General features: G+C 44.2%; 13 protein-coding genes. 6 read left to right on the forward strand and 7 right to left on the reverse strand.

The annotated features are described in order from the left end of the window. Positions 1-66: 66 nt before the first annotated feature. Positions 67-1,431, reverse strand: a complete 1,365-nt coding sequence (locus I3249_RS02715) for a YjiH family protein (protein WP_238068443.1) — start codon at positions 1,429-1,431, stop codon at positions 67-69. 70 nt (positions 1,432-1,501) lie between these two features. Next, entirely contained in the window at positions 1,502-3,220 is a 1,719-nt protein-coding gene (gene hutU / locus I3249_RS02720; protein WP_238068445.1) for a urocanate hydratase, read from the reverse strand. A 343-nt stretch (positions 3,221-3,563) separates the two neighbouring features. On the opposite strand from hutU, the gene I3249_RS02725 reads away from it, so the two are divergent. The 4 genes from I3249_RS02725 (at position 3,564) to I3249_RS02740 (ending at position 7,131) form a co-directional block, all read left to right on the forward strand. Further along, positions 3,564-4,319 carry a UTRA domain-containing protein gene (locus tag I3249_RS02725; RefSeq protein ID WP_238068446.1) on the forward strand — a complete coding sequence of 252 codons (756 nt, stop codon included), beginning with the start codon at positions 3,564-3,566 and terminating at the stop codon, positions 4,317-4,319. 429 nt (positions 4,320-4,748) lie between these two features. Next, a complete protein-coding gene (locus I3249_RS02730) occupies positions 4,749-5,585 on the forward strand; it encodes an amino acid ABC transporter substrate-binding protein (protein WP_057761253.1) in 837 nt (278 codons plus the stop codon). Further along, the gene (locus tag I3249_RS02735; RefSeq protein WP_057762590.1) at positions 5,585-6,328 is read left to right on the forward strand and encodes an amino acid ABC transporter permease; all 744 of its coding nucleotides are present in this window, start codon (positions 5,585-5,587) and stop codon (positions 6,326-6,328) included. Before I3249_RS02730 ends, I3249_RS02735 begins: the two co-directional genes overlap by 1 nt. A 59-nt stretch (positions 6,329-6,387) precedes the next feature. Further along, the gene (locus tag I3249_RS02740) at positions 6,388-7,131 is read left to right on the forward strand and encodes an amino acid ABC transporter ATP-binding protein (protein WP_057761251.1); all 744 of its coding nucleotides are present in this window, start codon (positions 6,388-6,390) and stop codon (positions 7,129-7,131) included. 113 nt (positions 7,132-7,244) lie between these two features. Here the strand turns inward: I3249_RS02740 and I3249_RS02745 are convergent, their stop codons facing one another. From I3249_RS02745 to I3249_RS02765, 5 genes are all read right to left on the reverse strand, one after another. Continuing rightward, complete coding sequence (locus I3249_RS02745; RefSeq protein WP_238068448.1) at positions 7,245-8,198, reverse strand: EamA family transporter; 954 nt, start codon at positions 8,196-8,198, stop codon at positions 7,245-7,247. Between the two features lie 298 nt (positions 8,199-8,496). Beyond that, a complete protein-coding gene (locus I3249_RS02750; protein WP_238068450.1) occupies positions 8,497-9,231 on the reverse strand; it encodes a lysozyme inhibitor LprI family protein in 735 nt (244 codons plus the stop codon). Between the two features lie 18 nt (positions 9,232-9,249). Next, positions 9,250-9,897 carry an aminodeoxychorismate/anthranilate synthase component II gene (locus tag I3249_RS02755; RefSeq protein ID WP_238068452.1) on the reverse strand — a complete coding sequence of 216 codons (648 nt, stop codon included), beginning with the start codon at positions 9,895-9,897 and terminating at the stop codon, positions 9,250-9,252. Between the two features lie 72 nt (positions 9,898-9,969). After that, entirely contained in the window at positions 9,970-11,388 is a 1,419-nt protein-coding gene (locus I3249_RS02760) for an anthranilate synthase component I family protein (RefSeq protein ID WP_238068454.1), read from the reverse strand. Between the two features lie 114 nt (positions 11,389-11,502). Then, positions 11,503-11,778, reverse strand: a complete 276-nt coding sequence (locus tag I3249_RS02765; RefSeq protein ID WP_114700514.1) for a Trp family transcriptional regulator — start codon at positions 11,776-11,778, stop codon at positions 11,503-11,505. A 503-nt stretch (positions 11,779-12,281) separates the two neighbouring features. Between I3249_RS02765 and I3249_RS02770 the strand changes: the two genes are divergently transcribed. Continuing rightward, complete coding sequence (locus I3249_RS02770) at positions 12,282-14,369, forward strand: TonB-dependent receptor (protein WP_238068456.1); 2,088 nt, start codon at positions 12,282-12,284, stop codon at positions 14,367-14,369. 899 nt (positions 14,370-15,268) lie between these two features. Further along, entirely contained in the window at positions 15,269-17,590 is a 2,322-nt protein-coding gene (locus I3249_RS02775; protein ID WP_238068458.1) for a FepA family TonB-dependent siderophore receptor, read from the forward strand. The last annotated feature ends 113 nt before the right edge of the window (positions 17,591-17,703 follow it).

Raw genomic sequence — 17,703 nt, forward strand, 5'->3', positions numbered from 1 at the left:
TTTATTAAAATGAAGTTGTTGAAAGGTTTTTAATCAGCAAAATATCTATTATTGAGTTTGAATTTTTTAGCCAATCCAATTGAGGTACATAGCCAGATGCCCGAATGCTGCAGCCAATAAAATACTAAGTACCACACGCTCGAACCAAATAATGACCATCTTACCAACGGAGACAGGAATCTCGGTCGCAAGCACACACGGAATCATGGCTGAGAAGAACAGCACGCTGCTGATGGAGATGACCCCTGCGACATAGCGTGTCAGAATATCTGCCTCACTTAGTAGTAATGCTGGCAGGAACATCTCAGCCAATCCCGCTGACATGCCTTTGGCAGCGACGAGCGGTTCTGGTAAGCCGCCAAGCCATGTAAATGGATAGAGAAGCAAGCCCAACGCATCGAATACGGGCGTATATTTTGCTAATAGTAATCCTGTTAAGCCGACCGCGATGATAGATGGCACAATGGCGGCTGCCATCGTCAGGCCATCACGAAAGTTAGACCACAAGATTTGTTTGAGGTCAGTGGCACGGCGCGAAGTGGATAATCCCAAGTCAAATGCTGCAGCTAGCCGTGTACCAACTTTATGATCTAAAGCGGGACGTTCGACATGATCATCAAAGAGACTGATAGGCGGAATACGAGCAGTAATCGCAGTAACAATAAAGGTAATTACTAGCGTAGACCAGAAGAACATATTCCAGAACTCCATCAGACCAAGCGTTTTGGCAACAATAACCATAAACGCCGCTGATACAGTCGAAAACCCGGTCGCAATGATAATGGCTTCACGCGCTGAATATTGCTTTTGCAAGTACACACGATTGGTGATGAGTAAGCCAATGGAGTAGCTACCGACAAAGGAAGCTACAGCATCAATCGCTGATGAACCTGGGGTTTTCCAAATAGGTTTCATAATCGGCTGCATGAGCACACCAACCATTTCTAATAAGCCAAAGCCAACCAAGAAGGCCAATATTAGTGCCCCAAGCGGTACAATCATGCCGACTGGTAAGGCCAGTTTTTCAAACAGAAACGGCAGCATGTCCTTTTCCATCATAAAGGTAGGCGCTATGTCAGCCACATACATCACTGCCAACATCAGACCGATGATCTTGAAAGTCGTCATAATCATATGGGTGATATTTTTGCGCCATGAGCCATCGATAAATGGCTTACTCACGCCATAGAGCATGAGTAAAAATAATAGCGTCACGGACAAGGTATGCTGTTGAGTGACTAGATAGGTTGCGCCATGATCGAACAAAATCGTGCTTTTCTCGCCAATGGTAAACGGCACAAAAAACATCACCAAACCGATCGCACTGAATACGATCAGCTGTATTAATGCAATAGGGGTTGATAGTAGTTTTTTCGATGATGTCGTTGTACTTTCATCGTTCAGACTAGATATCGTATTTTGCTCAATCATATTATCCTCCTTGATAAGACGCCGATTATGTCCTTATACCTAGCTACAGCGTATAAGGACAAGGAACAAACTATTTGACCATTGGCAGATTTAGACCATAGTCTTTCGCTGTTTTAATCGCCAACTCATAACCTGCATCGGCGTGACGCATAACCCCTGAGCCGCAATCATTGACAAGTACTCGCGATAAGCGTTTGGCCGCGGCTTCCGTGCCATCCGCTACGATGACCATACCTGAATGCTGCGAATAGCCCATGCCGACACCGCCGCCATGATGTAGTGATACCCAAGTTGCGCCGCCAGCCACATTTAGCATACCGTTCAATAGCGCCCAATCAGATACCGCATCTGAACCATCTTTCATGCTCTCTGTTTCGCGGTTTGGACTAGCGACAGAACCCGTGTCTAAGTGATCACGACCAATGACGATTGGGCCTTTTAGTTCACCGTTTTTGACCATTTCATTGAATGCCAAACCTGCTTTGTCACGCTCACCAAGACCTAGCCAACAGATACGAGCAGGCAAGCCTTGGAATTGAATACGCTCTTTTGCCATATCTAACCAACGATGGATATGTTTGTTTTCAGGGAATAGCTCTTTGATTTTTTGATCAGTCTTATAGATATCTTCTGGATCACCTGATAACGCTACCCAGCGGAACGGGCCTTTGCCTTGGCAAAATAGCGGACGAATATAAGCGGGGACAAAACCTGGGAAGTTAAAGGCATCTTTAACGCCTTCGTCAAAGGCAACCTGACGTATGTTATTACCGTAATCAGTCGCGGGAATGTCCATCGCTTGCAAGTCTAAAATCGCTTGTACATGTATCGCACAAGATTGAGCGGCTGCTTTAGTCAGTGCTGCGTGTTGCTCTGGATCTTCTTGGGCGACTTTCCATTCCTCTACCGTCCAACCGCTTGGTAGATAGCCATTAATCAAATCATGCGCTGAGGTCTGATCAGTGACCAAATCAGGCTTCATGCCACCAGCGTTAGCGCGCTTGACCATCTCAGGCAAGATATCTGCAGCATTGCCAAGTAGGGCGATTGAAACCGCTTCGCCCGCGTCGGTATGTTGTTTGATTAACTCATAAGCATGGTCAAGATTGTCCGCTTGCTTATCGACATAACCCGTGCGCAAACGGAAATCGATGCTAGACTGCTGACACTCGATGTTTAATGAAGTTGCACCCGCGAAGGTTGCAGCTAGTGGCTGTGCGCCACCCATACCACCAAGACCAGCAGTCAAAATCCAACGGCCTGCCCAGCTGCCATCATAATGCTGACGACCTGCTTCCACAAAAGTCTCATATGTACCTTGGACGATGCCTTGCGTACCGATATAAATCCAGCTGCCGGCGGTCATCTGACCATACATCATTAAGTCTTTTCGATCGAGCTCGTTGAAGTGCTCCCATGTCGCCCAGCGCGGTACAAGGTTTGAGTTCGCAATCAAGACACGCGGTGCATTTTCATGCGTTTGAAATACGCCTACTGGTTTGCCAGACTGCACCAATAATGTCTCATCATCTTCTAATTCTTTTAGCGATTCTAAGATTTGATCATAGCTTTCCCAATTACGTGCTGCGCGTCCAATACCACCGTACACAACCAGGCTTTTTGGGTTTTCTGCCACATCAGGATGTAGGTTGTTTTGTAGCATGCGATAAGGGGCTTCAGTCAGCCAGCTTTTGCAATGTAGTGTGCTGCCAGTGGGTGCGGCGATTTCGCGGCTTTCATCACGGCGAGTCAGCTTAGTCTCTTTGTTGGTTCCATGGTCAGTAGTCATGAACATATCCTTGTAATAGCTAATAGGGCGATAAGGCAATCAGAGTAAGTGTTTTATAGTCAGTCTATGAATTCATCAAAATATCGAGAAGATGAAGTGGTTTTTTTAGTATTACTATAAAGTTGTATATACAAATTATCAAAGATACTTTTTTCATGCAAGGATTTTTTTTCGTGAGCTGATTATTTTTATTATTAACTCAGCCGATTTAGATAACATCGAGTGAGTTGAAAAACGCCCTAGTCAACACTGAACGCTCAGACATTTTGACTAAGGCTTGCACGGTGGTCTCGTGATATTATGTGGTCATTCCTATTAGCAAAACTGACGGTCAAAGGCGGATATGACAAAGACGATTCCGGCGTATCAACGCATAAAAAACGCCATACTAGACAACATCCATTCTGGTAAGTGGCAAGCGGGCAACGCAATTTCGACAGAAATGGCACTGGCTGAAGAGTTTGGCGTGTCAAGAATGACGGTCAACCGTGCGCTAAAAGAGCTGAGCGAGGAGCGGGTGTTAGAGCGTCGGCAAGGGTCGGGCACGTTTGTCGCGCAGCAGCAGTTCAATCATACGTTTGTTGAGGTACGCAACATCGCTGAGGATTTAAAGTCTGCCAATCGTGATTATGAGGCACAGGTCGTGAGTAAGCGTGCTATTACGGCTGATATGCTCGATAATGAGCTGCGTCGTAAGTTTGGTATTAATGAAGGGTCTGTGCCTGCTAATACAAGCGCTCAGACAGATGCTAGTGATGAAGCTGTCCTGTATGAAGTAAAAATTATTCATTTTGCTGATGGTCAGCCTATACAGTTTGAAGAACGTTGGGTCGATGCCAAAAAAGTGCCGAAGTTTATCGATCAGGATTTTAGTGTGGTCAATACCAGTGATTACTTAATTGCCAAAAGTCCTCTAGAGAGTGGTAGCTATACCATCCGAGCATTGGCAGCGCCAAATGAGATTGCTGAGTTTTTGCAAATTGCGCCGCAGTCACCAACGCTTGTGTTGCGCCGGCAGACCTATTCGGCCGGCCAAGTCGTTACCTTTGTAAGAATGTGGCATGCGGGTGATCGCTACCAGTTTTCTGGCGAGTTATAGTAGATATAGTCAAGCCTATATCAATCCGCTACATCCTCATCCTCGCTAAGCATACTAATGTATAACTTGCACTCGGTTTCCTTGTATCGAAATTATATTGAACTGACTATAGCTTACGTATGCTCACTGATTGTGTACGTTTTTCTGTCTAAAGTGAGATATTATATCCATAAGCTGCTATTTAATAAGATAGCAATTGGCGTTAATTAAAGTCATCAGAATATTTGAACAATCGTTAAAAATTAAAATATAATATAGAAACAGTATTGAAAAATAGCCCGAATAACCTCAAATCGGGCAACCAAAGCCGAAAATCATAGAAGAGCTTATATTGTTCTTCTGTGTCGGCTTGTCCTATTTATTAGCACCGTATATTTTATTAGCATTATGCGTTTTTACTTTATTTATTCACTCTTATAAGGACGTCTTATGAAACGTCGTACTCTCTTAGCCCTTGCTGCCAGTACTATGTTCCTTGCCGCTTGTGGTCAATCTACTACCAACGAAGCCGATACCAGTGCAACTGATAGCGCTGCAACAGGCGGTTCTGATTTGCTACAACGTATCAACAACGGCGGCACCATCAACGTCGGTACAGAGGGTACTTATCCTCCGTTCACGTACCATGATGAGAGCGGCAAACTAACGGGTTATGATGTTGAAGTAACGCGTGCAGTCGCAGATAAACTAGGCGTAGACGTTGAGTTTAAAGAAACCCAATGGGATGCGATGTTGGCTGGTTTGGATTCAAAACGTTTTGATATGGTGGCTAACCAAGTTAGTTTGACCACGCCTGAGCGTAAAGCAAAGTATGACAAAGCAATGGCTTATAGTTGGTCAGGTGCGGTTGTATTGGCACCTACTGATGACAACCGTTATAGCTCGTGGGAAGGTCTAAAAGGCCTACGTACGGCGCAATCACTTAGCAGTAACTACGGTGAGCTTGCAGAGCGTTATGGCGCAGAGATCGTTCCTGTCGATGGTATGGCGCAAGCGATTCAGTTAGTGAAGCAAGACCGTGCTGACTTTACGATGAATGACAATCTAGCAGTATTGGATTATCTAAAGAAATTCCCAGATTCTGATCTTGAGATTAAACTAACTGCACCTGCTAGTGAGTTACGTGGTTCAGGCCTAGTACTTATCAAAGGTGATGATGAAGTCGTAGCAAAATTGGATGAAGCAATGGCCGAATTGGCGGCTGAAGGTACGCTAACTAAGCTTAGCGAACAGTTCTTTGGTGCTGATATAAGTCAACAAAAATAATGTCAGCTTCTGTAATGTCTACATCATGGTTCGCGGACTTATTGGCAGTATTGCCATTTATGAGTCCTGATCGAGCGCAGATTGTCATCTCGTCGTTTTGGCCAATGCTCAAAGGCGGTATCTATTATTCGATACCGCTGGCGTTGATCTCATTTGCGATCGGTATGGCCATTGCACTGACAGTGGCATTGATTCGTATCATTCCGCGTGCCACTTGGTTCCATGAAATCATCTATCGGCTCGCTCGTGTCTATGTGTCCGCCATTCGCGGTACACCGATGTTGGTTCAGCTGTTTATTATTTTTTATGGTCTGCCAAGTGTTGGGGTGAAGCTTGATCCCTTTCCCTCAGCGATTATTGCATTCTCATTGAACATCGGTGCGTATGCATCGGAGACAGTGCGCGCTTCGATTTTGTCGATACCAAAAGGGCAGTGGGAAGCAGGCTCAACGGTCGGCTTGACGTATCTACAGACTTTTCGTCATGTGATTTTACCGCAGGCGCTTAGAGTGTCGGTGCCGCCGTTGTCTAATACCTTTATCAGTCTGGTAAAAGATACCTCACTTGCTTCATTGGTACTGGTCACTGAGCTGTTCAAACAAGCGCAGATTATCACAGCTCGTAACTATGAGTTTATGCTGGTCTATACCGAAGCGGCAATTATCTACTGGGGTATCTGTCTGTTCTTGACCTTTATCCAAGGCAAGCTTGAAACTAGGCTAGATCGTTATGTGGCAAAATAAGCTACGTAGTAAAATAAATTATGGCTCAATAGACACGCCCTAGTACAACAGGAATTTTTATGATCAAAGTCACTAATATTCATAAAGCCTTCGGTGGCAATCAGGTGCTAAAAGGCATCGACTTGACCATTAATAAAGGCAAAGTAGTCGTAATATTAGGACCTTCAGGATCGGGTAAAACCACCTTTTTGCGTTGTTTAAATGCGCTAGAGATTCCTGATCAAGGTGTGATTGCTTTTGATGATGATAGCTTGAGCGTCGACTTTGCGACTAAGCCAAGCAAAAAGACGCTACTAGCTTTACAGCGTAAATCAGGTATGGTGTTTCAGTCTTATAATTTGTTTCCCCATAAGACAGCCATTGAAAACTTGATGCTTGGGCCTACAGTGGTACAAGGGCAGAGCAAAGCGCAAGCCCGTGAGCAGGCATTGGTACTACTGGAGAAAGTTGGACTGTCGGACAAAGCAGATCTGTATCCGTTTCAGCTATCTGGTGGTCAACAGCAGCGTATTGGTATTGCTCGTGCGCTTGCTATTGAACCGTCATTGTTACTATTTGATGAGCCAACCTCTGCGCTTGATCCAGAGTTGGTACAGGATGTGCTTGAGACGATGAAGCAGCTCGCCTCTGAAGGTTGGACGATGGTTGTAGTGACTCACGAAATTAACTTTGCTCGTGACGTTGCTGATCATGTTGTACTGATTGAGGATGGTCATGTGGTTGAAGAAGGTAGTGCTAAGCAGCTGTTTGAAGACTCAAAGCATCCTCGTACGCAGGCATTTTTGCAACGTATTGAGCAGTAAACACGTTTGTTTTTGCGTAAGTAATAAAACAAAAAGCCCCAATCATGATTTCATGGTTGGGGCTTTTTTTATTGAAAGAAATTGGACGTATCTCAAATGAGCAGATAGTAAGCCTAAGCCTTTTGTCGTTGTTTTAACCAGCGAGGTACACGAGTAGCAGTACCGTTCAACACAGCATTTAATAAAGCCGCCAGCAAAATAAGCGCCACGCCCAGATATTGAATCCAAGACAAAGATTGATGTAGTAATAGCATCGCGAGCGCAATCGCAGTTAACGGTTCGAAAATCGTAAATACCGATGCACGAGTGGCGGGCAGCTTTTCCAATGCTTTCATATATAGCCCAAATGGCACGACGGTACCCAATAATGACAATCCTAAAACATAGCCCCAAGTCATTAAGGGCAGACTCAATAGCTGCTCATAAGTGTTATAGGTCTCAGGTAAGAGCAGTAGTACGCCAGCACTAATGATAATGGAAGTGAAAAATACCAGAGGGGCAGGGTGAGCGTAATGCATCGCGCGCTTGCCCAGTACACCATATAACGAATAGCACATCCCTGCTGATAGACCGAGTAAAATCCCCCAGTTAACTTTTGCTTGCTCACCTAGCATCGTTAAGCCTACGCCAAACACCGCCATCAATGCTAGTAAAACTGATTTCCGAGTAATAGACTCACTCAGTAAGAATTTTGAGAACAATAAGCTAAATACGGGTGCGGTATAGAGTAAGGCAACGGCAGGGCCGGCACCAACGTAGCTTACCGCAAAAAAATAGCAGACCGACATGCCAAGGACACCTATCAACGACTGCATCGCCAAACCAAGCCACTGTTTTGGCTGTAATTTGATAAGGTGTGGCCATAGTTTTGGTAGCATGGCTAAGATGATAAAGGCCGCCGTGACGATACGTAATATGGTTACTTGCCAACCACTAAATCCAATTTGGTTTAGGTAAGTCGAGAATATACCCAACGTACCCCAACAGATAGCAGCCGTGATGATTTGAATGGTGCCTAGCCATGATTGATGCGAATGGGTCGTCATTCCGTTGTCGATGTTTGCCATACTGTTTTCTTCTTACGAGCTAAGTGACACAAGATGTTGTAAGATTGCTATTAATACAATCTCTCCAAGCAATACTGAAATAAGAAAAGACAACCTGATTAAAGGCTGTCTTTTGTTTATTCTTTTGAGTCTATCACTAAAAGATAATAAGTGGCTACTAGGTCGTATGCTAAATTCAATCAATAGTTATGCCAATGGCTAAAAAGTGGCTAGCATTTGCTGAATAACCTAAACAATATATAGTAGTTGGCTCATATCATATTCGTGTTCGCGTCATTTTTTCTGTCTACAGTCTCTGTTAATCAATCCATAAAAAGAATGTTTGTTCTCGTAGAGCATTTCGCTGAATAAAGCACACTTTTTCCACTTGGGTTCTTGGTAAATGATCCGTATCAGCCCCGCAGTTTTTTGAGCGCTGTTTTATCCACTGAGTCTGTTCTTTTTTAAGGTCAGCCGCCATATCCTCACCGTACAAGCGCCTAACTTCATTTCGGGTTACTCTGTAGCTTTCATTCAATGCTTTATCAGACGTGTTATATATCTGATCAATCAGAGCAGCTTGTGATGCTAATGGCAGATAAGTCGCGTTTTCTTTGTAGGTGGCACTATAGGTATCGACTGTCCATTTACTTCTTATAGATATCTCATGGTTCGAGGTATCTATAAACCCATCAAAATCTTCGCCCTCAAAGGTATAACCCTGAAATCGACACGGGGTCACGCCATCTTTACATAAGCTATGCTTAGTTTGCGCAGAGTAGTATTTGACAGCGTAGGGCGACTTACTAGATTCTGGTGTTGTCTGCAATAGTCGTCCTAAATCGGGAGCGACCAGTAGCATATTGTTGCAAGTAACGCTTCCTTCTGCACATCTCTCATAAAGGTTAAGACGTTGGCCTTGGATGTCCATGCCCATGGTAAAGTTTGCCTGTACAGGAGCTACAGCCGAACTGACAGATGTCACTAGCGTTAAGCTCAAGAGCAACGCAGTACGTCTGAGTAAGCTGGAGGTATTTAGGCTTGAGCTAGACATGGAGACGGCCATATAGGTTTATACCTGTAGCAAAAAGTTACCTAGCAATCGCTTAGCGCCTTCAGTGGCAAACGACTCAGGATGAAACTGTACGCCTTGGATTGGGTACTCTTTGTGCGCCAGTCCCATAATCTCATCACCAGTCAATGCTGACTCAGCAAAGCTCAATTCAGCACAGCTATCATTGGCGACTACTGAGGTAATCGTCAGACAGCTTGGGATGGTGTCGGCTTTTACCACCAGTGAGTGATAGCGCATGATCTCAAGCTCTTGTGGTAAGCCTTGATAGATACCTGAATTATCATGGCGAATCGATGAGACTTTGCCATGCATCGGCACACTAGCGCGTACCACATCACCGCCAAATACATGAGCAATACCTTGCATACCCAAGCAAACGCCTAGTAGCGGCACAGTTTTGCCTAGTGTTTCAATGACCTCGCTACAGATACCAAAGTACGCGGGATCGTCAGGGGAGCCAGGGCCAGGTGAAATGATAATTCTATCAAGATTCATTGCTTGCACGTCTGCTAAAGTGATTTCGTTATTGCGTTTAACGATGACGCTGGCTTCTTCATCACTGTCTAAGGTTTGCAAAATCTCACCCACGTATTGGTAGAGATTGAAGGTAAACGAGTCGTAGTTATCGATAATTAAAACATTCATGGGTCATAAACTCTTTTGTAAAAATAGTGCTAGGTAAAATATGGTCAATTTATGCAGTACGTTTGGTATCCGTTATGATTGTATAAAGCTGTCTAACACGACTTTCATCGCTGACAGTTTACGCTGAATCTCTAAGTATTCATCGGCTGGGTTTGAGTCGTAAACGTTACCGCCGCAAGTTTGAGCGTAGGCAGACTCGCCATTGATAAACAGGCTGCGAATAGGAATGGCAAAGATACAATCACCATTAAAATTGAACGAGCCTAATGCACCGCCATAAGCACCGCGACCATCTGGCTCAAGCTCATTAATCACCTTAATGGCTTCTACTTTAGGTGCGCCTGATAGCGTACCAGCAGGGAAGTTGCTGGCAAGCGCACTAAACATATCTTCGTTAGGGTGCAGGATACCAACGATTTCAGAAGAGATATGCTGTACGTGAGAGAAGCGTTTGATGTCCATCAAGCTACGTACTTTTACCGTACCAAATCGTGCCACACGGCCAATATCATTGCGATGCAAATCGACTAGCATGTTGTGCTCGGCAATCTCTTTGTCATCGTTGAGCAAGGCGCGGGCAAGCTTACGGTCTTCGATTACGTCCGCACCGCGCTTGGCAGTCCCTGCGAGTGGGTAAGTTTCCATCTCGCCTTGACGCAAACGAAACAGTAGCTCAGGAGAAGCGCCAATGATGCACTGCTGAGCAAATTTCATAAAATACATATGCGGTGATGGATTGACGGCACGTAGCTTTTCATAAATCGGCATTTTGTCACCGGCAATACGATATTTAGACTTAAAGCCTACCTCGCACTGAAAAATACGCCCAGCGATGATGTCTTCTTTGACTTGCATGACGACATTGGCATGCTCTTCTTGGCTCATGCCATCACCTAAAAATTCAACTTTAGGCGCTTCATAGCTAGGCGTTGGCTCATCGAGTAGGGCCTTGATCTGCTCGATGCGGTTTTCTTGTTGAGCGGTTGGGTAATAAAAGTAGAAAATTTCCCCTGTCATCTTATCTAGGGTCAATCCATCTAAATACACGCCAAACTTAAATGGTTCAAAGTCTTCGCTGGCTTTTGCATTGAGACTAGGTTCAAAGAAGTTCACGCAGTCATAACCCAAATACCCGACCAGACCACCGCTTTGATCGCGAGCGATGACATGCTGCGGTGTTATCTCACGCAGCAATTGATAAGGGTTGTCGGTTTGATAGCAGCTTGTTTCAGCAGTTTTATTGTCGGTAATCGCAAGTGTGTTGCGGTCTAATGCGGCGATAGTCGTCACAGGGTCAAAGCCGATGGCATGATGGCGCGAGATATGGCTGTCTTCACCTAATGATTCGAGCAAATAGCAGGTATCAAATGCACTTTCGATACGTTTGAATAATGCAAAGAAATCGATATCTTGCGTCAGTTTGATACGTTGTGGTTTGCTCGGGATATCGATAGGAGCAGGTTTGGTCTGTGTGCGAGTACTAGAGGTCATAACAAAGTCCGAAATGGTTCAAATAGGTGTTGATTAATAAGTGTCGACTAATAAGTGTTGATTAATAAGTATAAGTTTCGTCAGTAAAAAGCTAGATAGTATCGTCGTTAGAGGCTAAGAGCAGTCTCTATGAGTGGCCAGTAACGCGCTGACATCATGGCTTTGCTTGGCCTTGGCACCGCGAGAGACAGTGGCGATACCAACACCTAGTTGCTCTGAGATATCACGTTGGGTGATGCCACGATCTAGCAAGTCAAAAATGCGAATACGATTGGCGATGTCATGCTGTTCTTTATCGGTCAGCAGGGCACTGAGCAGTTTTTCGATATCTGCACTATCAGTACAGTTGGTCAAATGTTTCACTAAGCTCTGATAAGGATCGGTAGTCATAATAGGTCATCTTAGCCAAAGAAAATAGATAGGTCGTTTATTGAGCAATTTTTCGCTGAGAACTATCTTGTTTCAGTATTCTAGTACAGTAGTACAAGAAAAACAAGTGATGAGCCAAGTTAATAACAGACTGCTATAAACGTGATAAGTTCCTACGCCTGACTACATATAGCTTTAATACGTAGCCAGAATTGTATTGAATGCTATATTTACGACTAGTACAGAAACACTTTTGTGCTTTCTCAGCATATTGAGAGCTAAAACTGAGAATTTATTATATTAATTATTGCCAAAGTGTTAATACTTCGTTATTATGCCTCTCATTATTTAAACGCTAATCATTATCATTAATATTAATCATGTTATTCGCACAATAGGCTTAAGCGTTTTCAAGATATTCCATCTTCTGGTAGGCACTATTTTAAGGGTTGTTTGACGACAGCCTTTAAAAATAATTCTAAACATTCTAATTTCTGACAGTAAACAAAGTGAGTAAATGTGTTATGCGCGAAGTAAAGTTATCTAGTCAATTGACAGTATTGTCTATCGGTGTCGCCGCTGTATTGTGGACGCAAGCTGCCAGTGCCGCAACGGCAGCAGATATGCCAAACACGACATTACAGACTATCACTGTAACAGCGAATAGCTCAGTACGTGACGCTGTACAAGAAGACTCTGTCTACATAGATGACTACACCCCAGCTGCACAAGCCAGCCATTTGAGTGATTTTCTGGACGTTGTACCAGGGGTAAGCGTAGGCGGCACCTCATCGGTCAACCAACGTATTCGTGTACGTGGTCTTGATGATACCAATCTAAAAGTCACAATTGATGGCGCACGTCAAGAAGGCGCATTGTTCTACCATATGGGTGATGTCACTATTGATCCAGATCTGCTAAAACAAGCAGAAGTATCAGTCGGCAATAACTCAGTGACGCTAGGCAATGATGCTATCGGCGGTGCGGTTGCTTTTGAGACAGTCGACGCGGCAGATTTACTCAAGCCAGGTCAAAAGGTAGGTGCTAAGCTGCATACAGGTTATGCTAGCAACAATGATGAACTGCTAACTTCAGCTACTGTGTATGGTGCGCCAACAGAAAATATTGATTTACTGGCTTATTATGGCAAACGCAATGCGGACGCTGGTGAAGACGGTAAAGGCCGTAAAATCCAAACGGAAGACAGCGAAGGCGAAAACATCCTATTAAAAGCTGGTGCTTATGTCGGTAGTGATCATCATGTAGGCGCTAGTTTTAGCCGTACCGAAAACAAAGGCAAGTTCCCATTACGTCCAGATTTTCCTGCTGGTGGCTGGAACCCAATCATCCCGCAGGAAGTCAAACGCGATACCTATGCGCTTGACTACGCATATAGTCCTGCCAACCAGTTGGTCAATGTAGATGCCAATGTATATCAGACCAGCACACAGATTTTGCGTAACTCTGATGGCGAACCTGGGTTTGAGTTTGATGCAGAAGTCCAAACCACAGGCGCAAAAGTACAAAACACTAGTATCATCGATAGCAGTATCATCAATGGTGTGCCAGGGGTTCATAAGTTCATCGCTGGGGTTGAGCATTACAAAAAAGAATCTGAGATGGCGCGCGATTTTGGCAAGGCGAGCACCGATGAGGCGACCAACACTTCAGTCTATCTGGAAGACCAATGGCAAATGGGCAAGCTTAGTTTAACGCCAGGCGTCCGTTATGACCGTTATGAATCTCCAGAGTATGTATCGGCTGGCAAGACTTACGACAATGTCGTTGGCGCATTGGCTGCTAGCTATGAGATTGCACCGCGCACCCAGCTATTTGCGAGCTATACGCAGTTATTTAATGGTCCAGATCTTAGTCAAGCGATCTTTAATTCCGACGGTGTTGATACCTATGTGAACAATGACCTAAAAGCAGAAGAAGGTGATAATGCAGAAGTCGGTATTGCTACAACGCTGCGTGGTCTGACTATGGCTGATGACTCTTTAAAACTAAGTGCTAAGTACTTTGAAACCAATATCGAAAACTATATTGAGTTTGTACGTGCAGGTGGTAGTAGAACTGGCATGAATTGCACAACTGGGCAACTAGGTACAAGTGCTGCCCCTGAAGCCTGCCAAGGTGTCATCAATAATGATGAAGATTTCAAAATCAAAGGTGTAGAGCTATCAGCCGATTATCGCGCAGATAACTTCAACATGGGTCTAAGCTATGCTCGTGCACGTAGCAAAGGCGAAGATACAGGTTACAATATCTCTTCTGTCAGTGGCAGTGGCTCTGAGTCTGGCGATAAGTACATGGTCAACTTGGGTTACGCTCCAACCAATACTACTGAGCTTGGCTGGCGCAGTACTTATGTCGCCGATGTGACACCGAATACCGCTGGTGATGACAACGAAAAACCAGGCTATGATGTGCACGATATCTTCATGACTTACACGCCAACTCAAATCGAAGGTTTGAAGGCCACGCTAGGTGTATACAACATCTTTGATGAGACTTATGCAAGCCATGCGTCACGTAACTCTATCGATGATGCCTATACTGATTTTGAAATGGGGCGTAATATCAAAACGTCTTTAACTTATCAGTTCTAATCTAGCTTATCGAATTTAAGTCTAATCGTACTTATAAAGTCAGCTGTCTTATACGGGAGCTGGCTTTTTTTACGAGATTTTTGAGAGTGCGATTTATCTAAGAGTAGATGTTAAGTTGCTCGTTTGGTAGAAGGTGAGGCTACCGTATAAATAGCATATGAGTTAAATCGTATGCGAGTCGTATGCGAGCACTATGCCAATACTCTAAACAACAGCGAGCTATCATCGAAGCTCATTTATATCTTTCAAATTATCAGGAAATAATTGTGAATGAATACGGGCATAGAGTAATCAAACGTCGAAATTCTGAAGCTGACGCATAATGTTTTTAACTGGCCGAATTATCATATTGGAAATATCGATAAGGTTTGACAGTGTAGCGCTTATACAACTGAAACTAACAGGCATTTCTATAAATATATTTAGCATCCATTAAACCGTTAACTGAACCACATATAAGAATGCAAACATTAATGATAATAATTATCATTAATGTTTGCATTCTTATATGTATCTTGCTAAAGTGTGTTTCGTTCATTACAGAACAGTTAATGACCCTTTGCTCTATTCTATTTATAGAGACTTTTTTACGCTAAATATTTAATTCGTTAGCTAATGATAGTTACAGCGTCATCAAACTTTTAACCCTACTTAGTAGATACCCTTATTCGTTTACTCTCAATAGCTAAGCCGCTTGGCGATATTTTAGTCATGTTTTTATAACACATATATTTACGGACACGTCTATCCGACAATCGTATGTCAATTTTAGACGTTTATTTATGTGTACTTGCACCGAGAATGCATCCGAAGCATTGCATAAAAAGTGGCTGAAACCATTCACTGACGATGAGATAAACAGGTATTAACGAAATTGTGCGCTTCAAGGAATATTACTTATGTCAAACCAATCAGGTTGCTCTGATTTCTCAGTCATCACTTCTCCAAAAAAACTTCAACGCGTCGTGACTGGTAAGCTTTTACTAAGTATCGCTGTGACCTCTATTCTTAGTAGTACCGCTTTTGCTGCCGAGGGTGATGAGGTAGCTGTGCAAGGGGCGACCGACCAAGAAGCTGTGCCTACAGCTACATTGGATACAATTGTGGTGCGGGCAGCAAGGGACGAGCTAGAACAAGCAGCTGGGCTGTCTATTATTAGTGAAGAGGCCATCGAAAAAGCATCAGTTTCTAATGATATTTCAGAGATTGTACGTAAGATGCCAGGTGTGAATTTGTCGGGTTCTTCAACGTCAGGTCAGCGTGGTAACCAGCGTCAAATTGATTTGCGCGGTATGGGGCCAAACAATACACTTATCTTAATCGACGGTCGTCCTGTCACTTCTCGTAATTCCTCACGACCTAGTCGTGGCAGTGAGCAAGACACGCGTGGTGACTCGCAGTGGGTACCACCAGGCGCTATCGAAAGCATCGAAGTATTGCGCGGTCCTGCAGCAGCCCGTTATGGCTCTGGTAGTATGGGCGGCGTGGTAAATATCATTACTAAGAGCCCGACTGAGCCAGAGTTTTCTATCAGTGGTCACTATGAGGCACCAGAGAGCGATTTAGAAGGCAGTAGCTGGCGTACCAATATCAATATGGCAGGTGCATTGACGGATAAACTGTCCTCGCGTACCACTCTTGGTTATCACGATAGTGAAGGCGATGATCCTTATATCAATGCCAAAGATGCACAGATTGTTGACGGGCGCAGTGGTCCGGCTGCCTCGGTAGCGGCAGGTACTGAAGGTGTCGAAAATATCGATGTGCGCCAATTGTTTGAATACGCGATGGATGCGATGAATACGGTCGGTTTTGAAGTGAATTATAGCCGTCAAGAAAACCGCTGGGCGGGTGATTCATTGTTCCAAACCGTGAACCAAAATTTGTTAGATGAGTTAGAAGGTGAAACAACGAGCAAAATGCAACGCTATGGCGCGGCGATCACACATCGCGGTGAGTATGATGACGCTAGTAGTAACAGTTTCATTGAGTATACTCGGACAGTTAATGAGCGTTTGGGTGAAGGTAGTGCGGGTGGTGGTGAAGGTCAAATTCAAATACCTGACGAAGGCGAAGATTTTGAGTGGACAGAGGCGACTTACGATACGCTGAATGCCAAATCAGAATGGGATATTTACTTTGATCGTCATACCTTGACTGCTGGCGCAGAGTTTCGCGGCGAAAAGCTAGATAACCCTGTGGTATCTGATATGACATTTGAAGATGGTTTTGATTTTGGTGACGTAGAGACCGATCCTGAACAGCGTGATCCAACTTCAGATGCTTATCTTATTGGTGCTTATTTAGAAGATAACTACGAGATCACGCCTGATTGGTATGTCACGCCAGGCTTACGCTTCGACTATCATAGCGAGGCTGGTAGTAATTGGTCGCCTAGTATCAATACTACTTGGCATTTCAGCCCTGATTGGTCAGTAAAAGGCGGCGTCAGTCGTGCGTTTAAAGCCCCATCGTTATATCAGCTTGATCCAAACTATATTTACTATACTGGTGGCAATGGTTGTCCATCTTGGGTACCTGCTGATGAAAGAGGTTGTCATGTATTAGGTAACCCTGACCTAGAAAATGAGACATCTTGGAATAAAGAGATCACCTTTACTTATGATGATGGCACTGGGCTAAATGCTGGTTTGACTTACTACCATAATGCCTATGATAACCGCATTGGCGCTGGTACGGATCGTGTGGCGGTAGACCCAGCGACAAATCGTTCTATCTTTCAATGGGACAATCAAGGTGAAGCAATTGTCGAAGGTTTAGAAGGTTTTGTACAAGTACCAGTCACTGACAATGTTTCGTGGTCTTCTAATATCACTGGTAACATCCGCTCTGAGCGTAAAGACAATGGCGAGCCATTATCGCTCATTCCTAAGTTCACTGTAAACACGGGTGTCGATTGGGATATCACGCCTCAGTGGAATGCTGGTTTTGATGTGAGCTACTATGGCACGATTGAAGCCCCAACGATTTCAGCGACGACGGGAGATGATAGTGATGACCCGTTGCTTGATCGCGAGCCGTATGCCATTGCTAACGTGAGCACTCGCTATGATTTGACAAACGCGATTACGGTTGGTGCTGGTGTCAAAAACTTATTTGATACGGGTGTTTATCGTGAGGGTACCGCTACGAATGCTGGTGCACGTACTTTTAATGAGCCTGGTCGTACTTATGTGTTCGACGTTAGCGTTGACTTTTAATAGTTAGACATAGGGTTTGTTCAATATAAAAGGTCTGAGCTATTTGCTTAGACCTTTTATGCTGTTAGTAACTCCCTTTAACACGCTTTTCTAACCATTCAATAAATAATCAT

The organism is Psychrobacter sp. Ps1 (genome assembly GCF_022129425.1).
In the GTDB taxonomy this organism is placed as follows: Bacteria; Pseudomonadota; Gammaproteobacteria; order Pseudomonadales; family Moraxellaceae; genus Psychrobacter.

Excerpts from the sequence above, each read along its gene's own strand:
- I3249_RS02745 (WP_238068448.1), bottom strand. The coding sequence starts at position 8,198 with ATGGCAAACATCGACAACGGAATGACGACCCATTCGCATCAATCATGG.
- I3249_RS02755 (WP_238068452.1), bottom strand. The coding sequence starts at position 9,897 with ATGAATGTTTTAATTATCGATAACTACGACTCGTTTACCTTCAATCTC.
- hutU (WP_238068445.1), bottom strand. The coding sequence starts at position 3,220 with ATGACTACTGACCATGGAACCAACAAAGAGACTAAGCTGACTCGCCGT.
- I3249_RS02740 (WP_057761251.1), top strand. The coding sequence starts at position 6,388 with ATGATCAAAGTCACTAATATTCATAAAGCCTTCGGTGGCAATCAGGTG.
- I3249_RS02770 (WP_238068456.1), top strand. The coding sequence starts at position 12,282 with ATGCGCGAAGTAAAGTTATCTAGTCAATTGACAGTATTGTCTATCGGT.
- I3249_RS02730 (WP_057761253.1), top strand. The coding sequence starts at position 4,749 with ATGAAACGTCGTACTCTCTTAGCCCTTGCTGCCAGTACTATGTTCCTT.
- I3249_RS02735 (WP_057762590.1), top strand. The coding sequence starts at position 5,585 with ATGTCAGCTTCTGTAATGTCTACATCATGGTTCGCGGACTTATTGGCA.
- I3249_RS02750 (WP_238068450.1), bottom strand. The coding sequence starts at position 9,231 with ATGTCTAGCTCAAGCCTAAATACCTCCAGCTTACTCAGACGTACTGCG.
- I3249_RS02715 (WP_238068443.1), bottom strand. The coding sequence starts at position 1,431 with ATGATTGAGCAAAATACGATATCTAGTCTGAACGATGAAAGTACAACG.
- I3249_RS02775 (WP_238068458.1), top strand. The coding sequence starts at position 15,269 with ATGTCAAACCAATCAGGTTGCTCTGATTTCTCAGTCATCACTTCTCCA.
- I3249_RS02725 (WP_238068446.1), top strand. The coding sequence starts at position 3,564 with ATGACAAAGACGATTCCGGCGTATCAACGCATAAAAAACGCCATACTA.
- I3249_RS02765 (WP_114700514.1), bottom strand. The coding sequence starts at position 11,778 with ATGACTACCGATCCTTATCAGAGCTTAGTGAAACATTTGACCAACTGT.
- I3249_RS02760 (WP_238068454.1), bottom strand. The coding sequence starts at position 11,388 with ATGACCTCTAGTACTCGCACACAGACCAAACCTGCTCCTATCGATATC.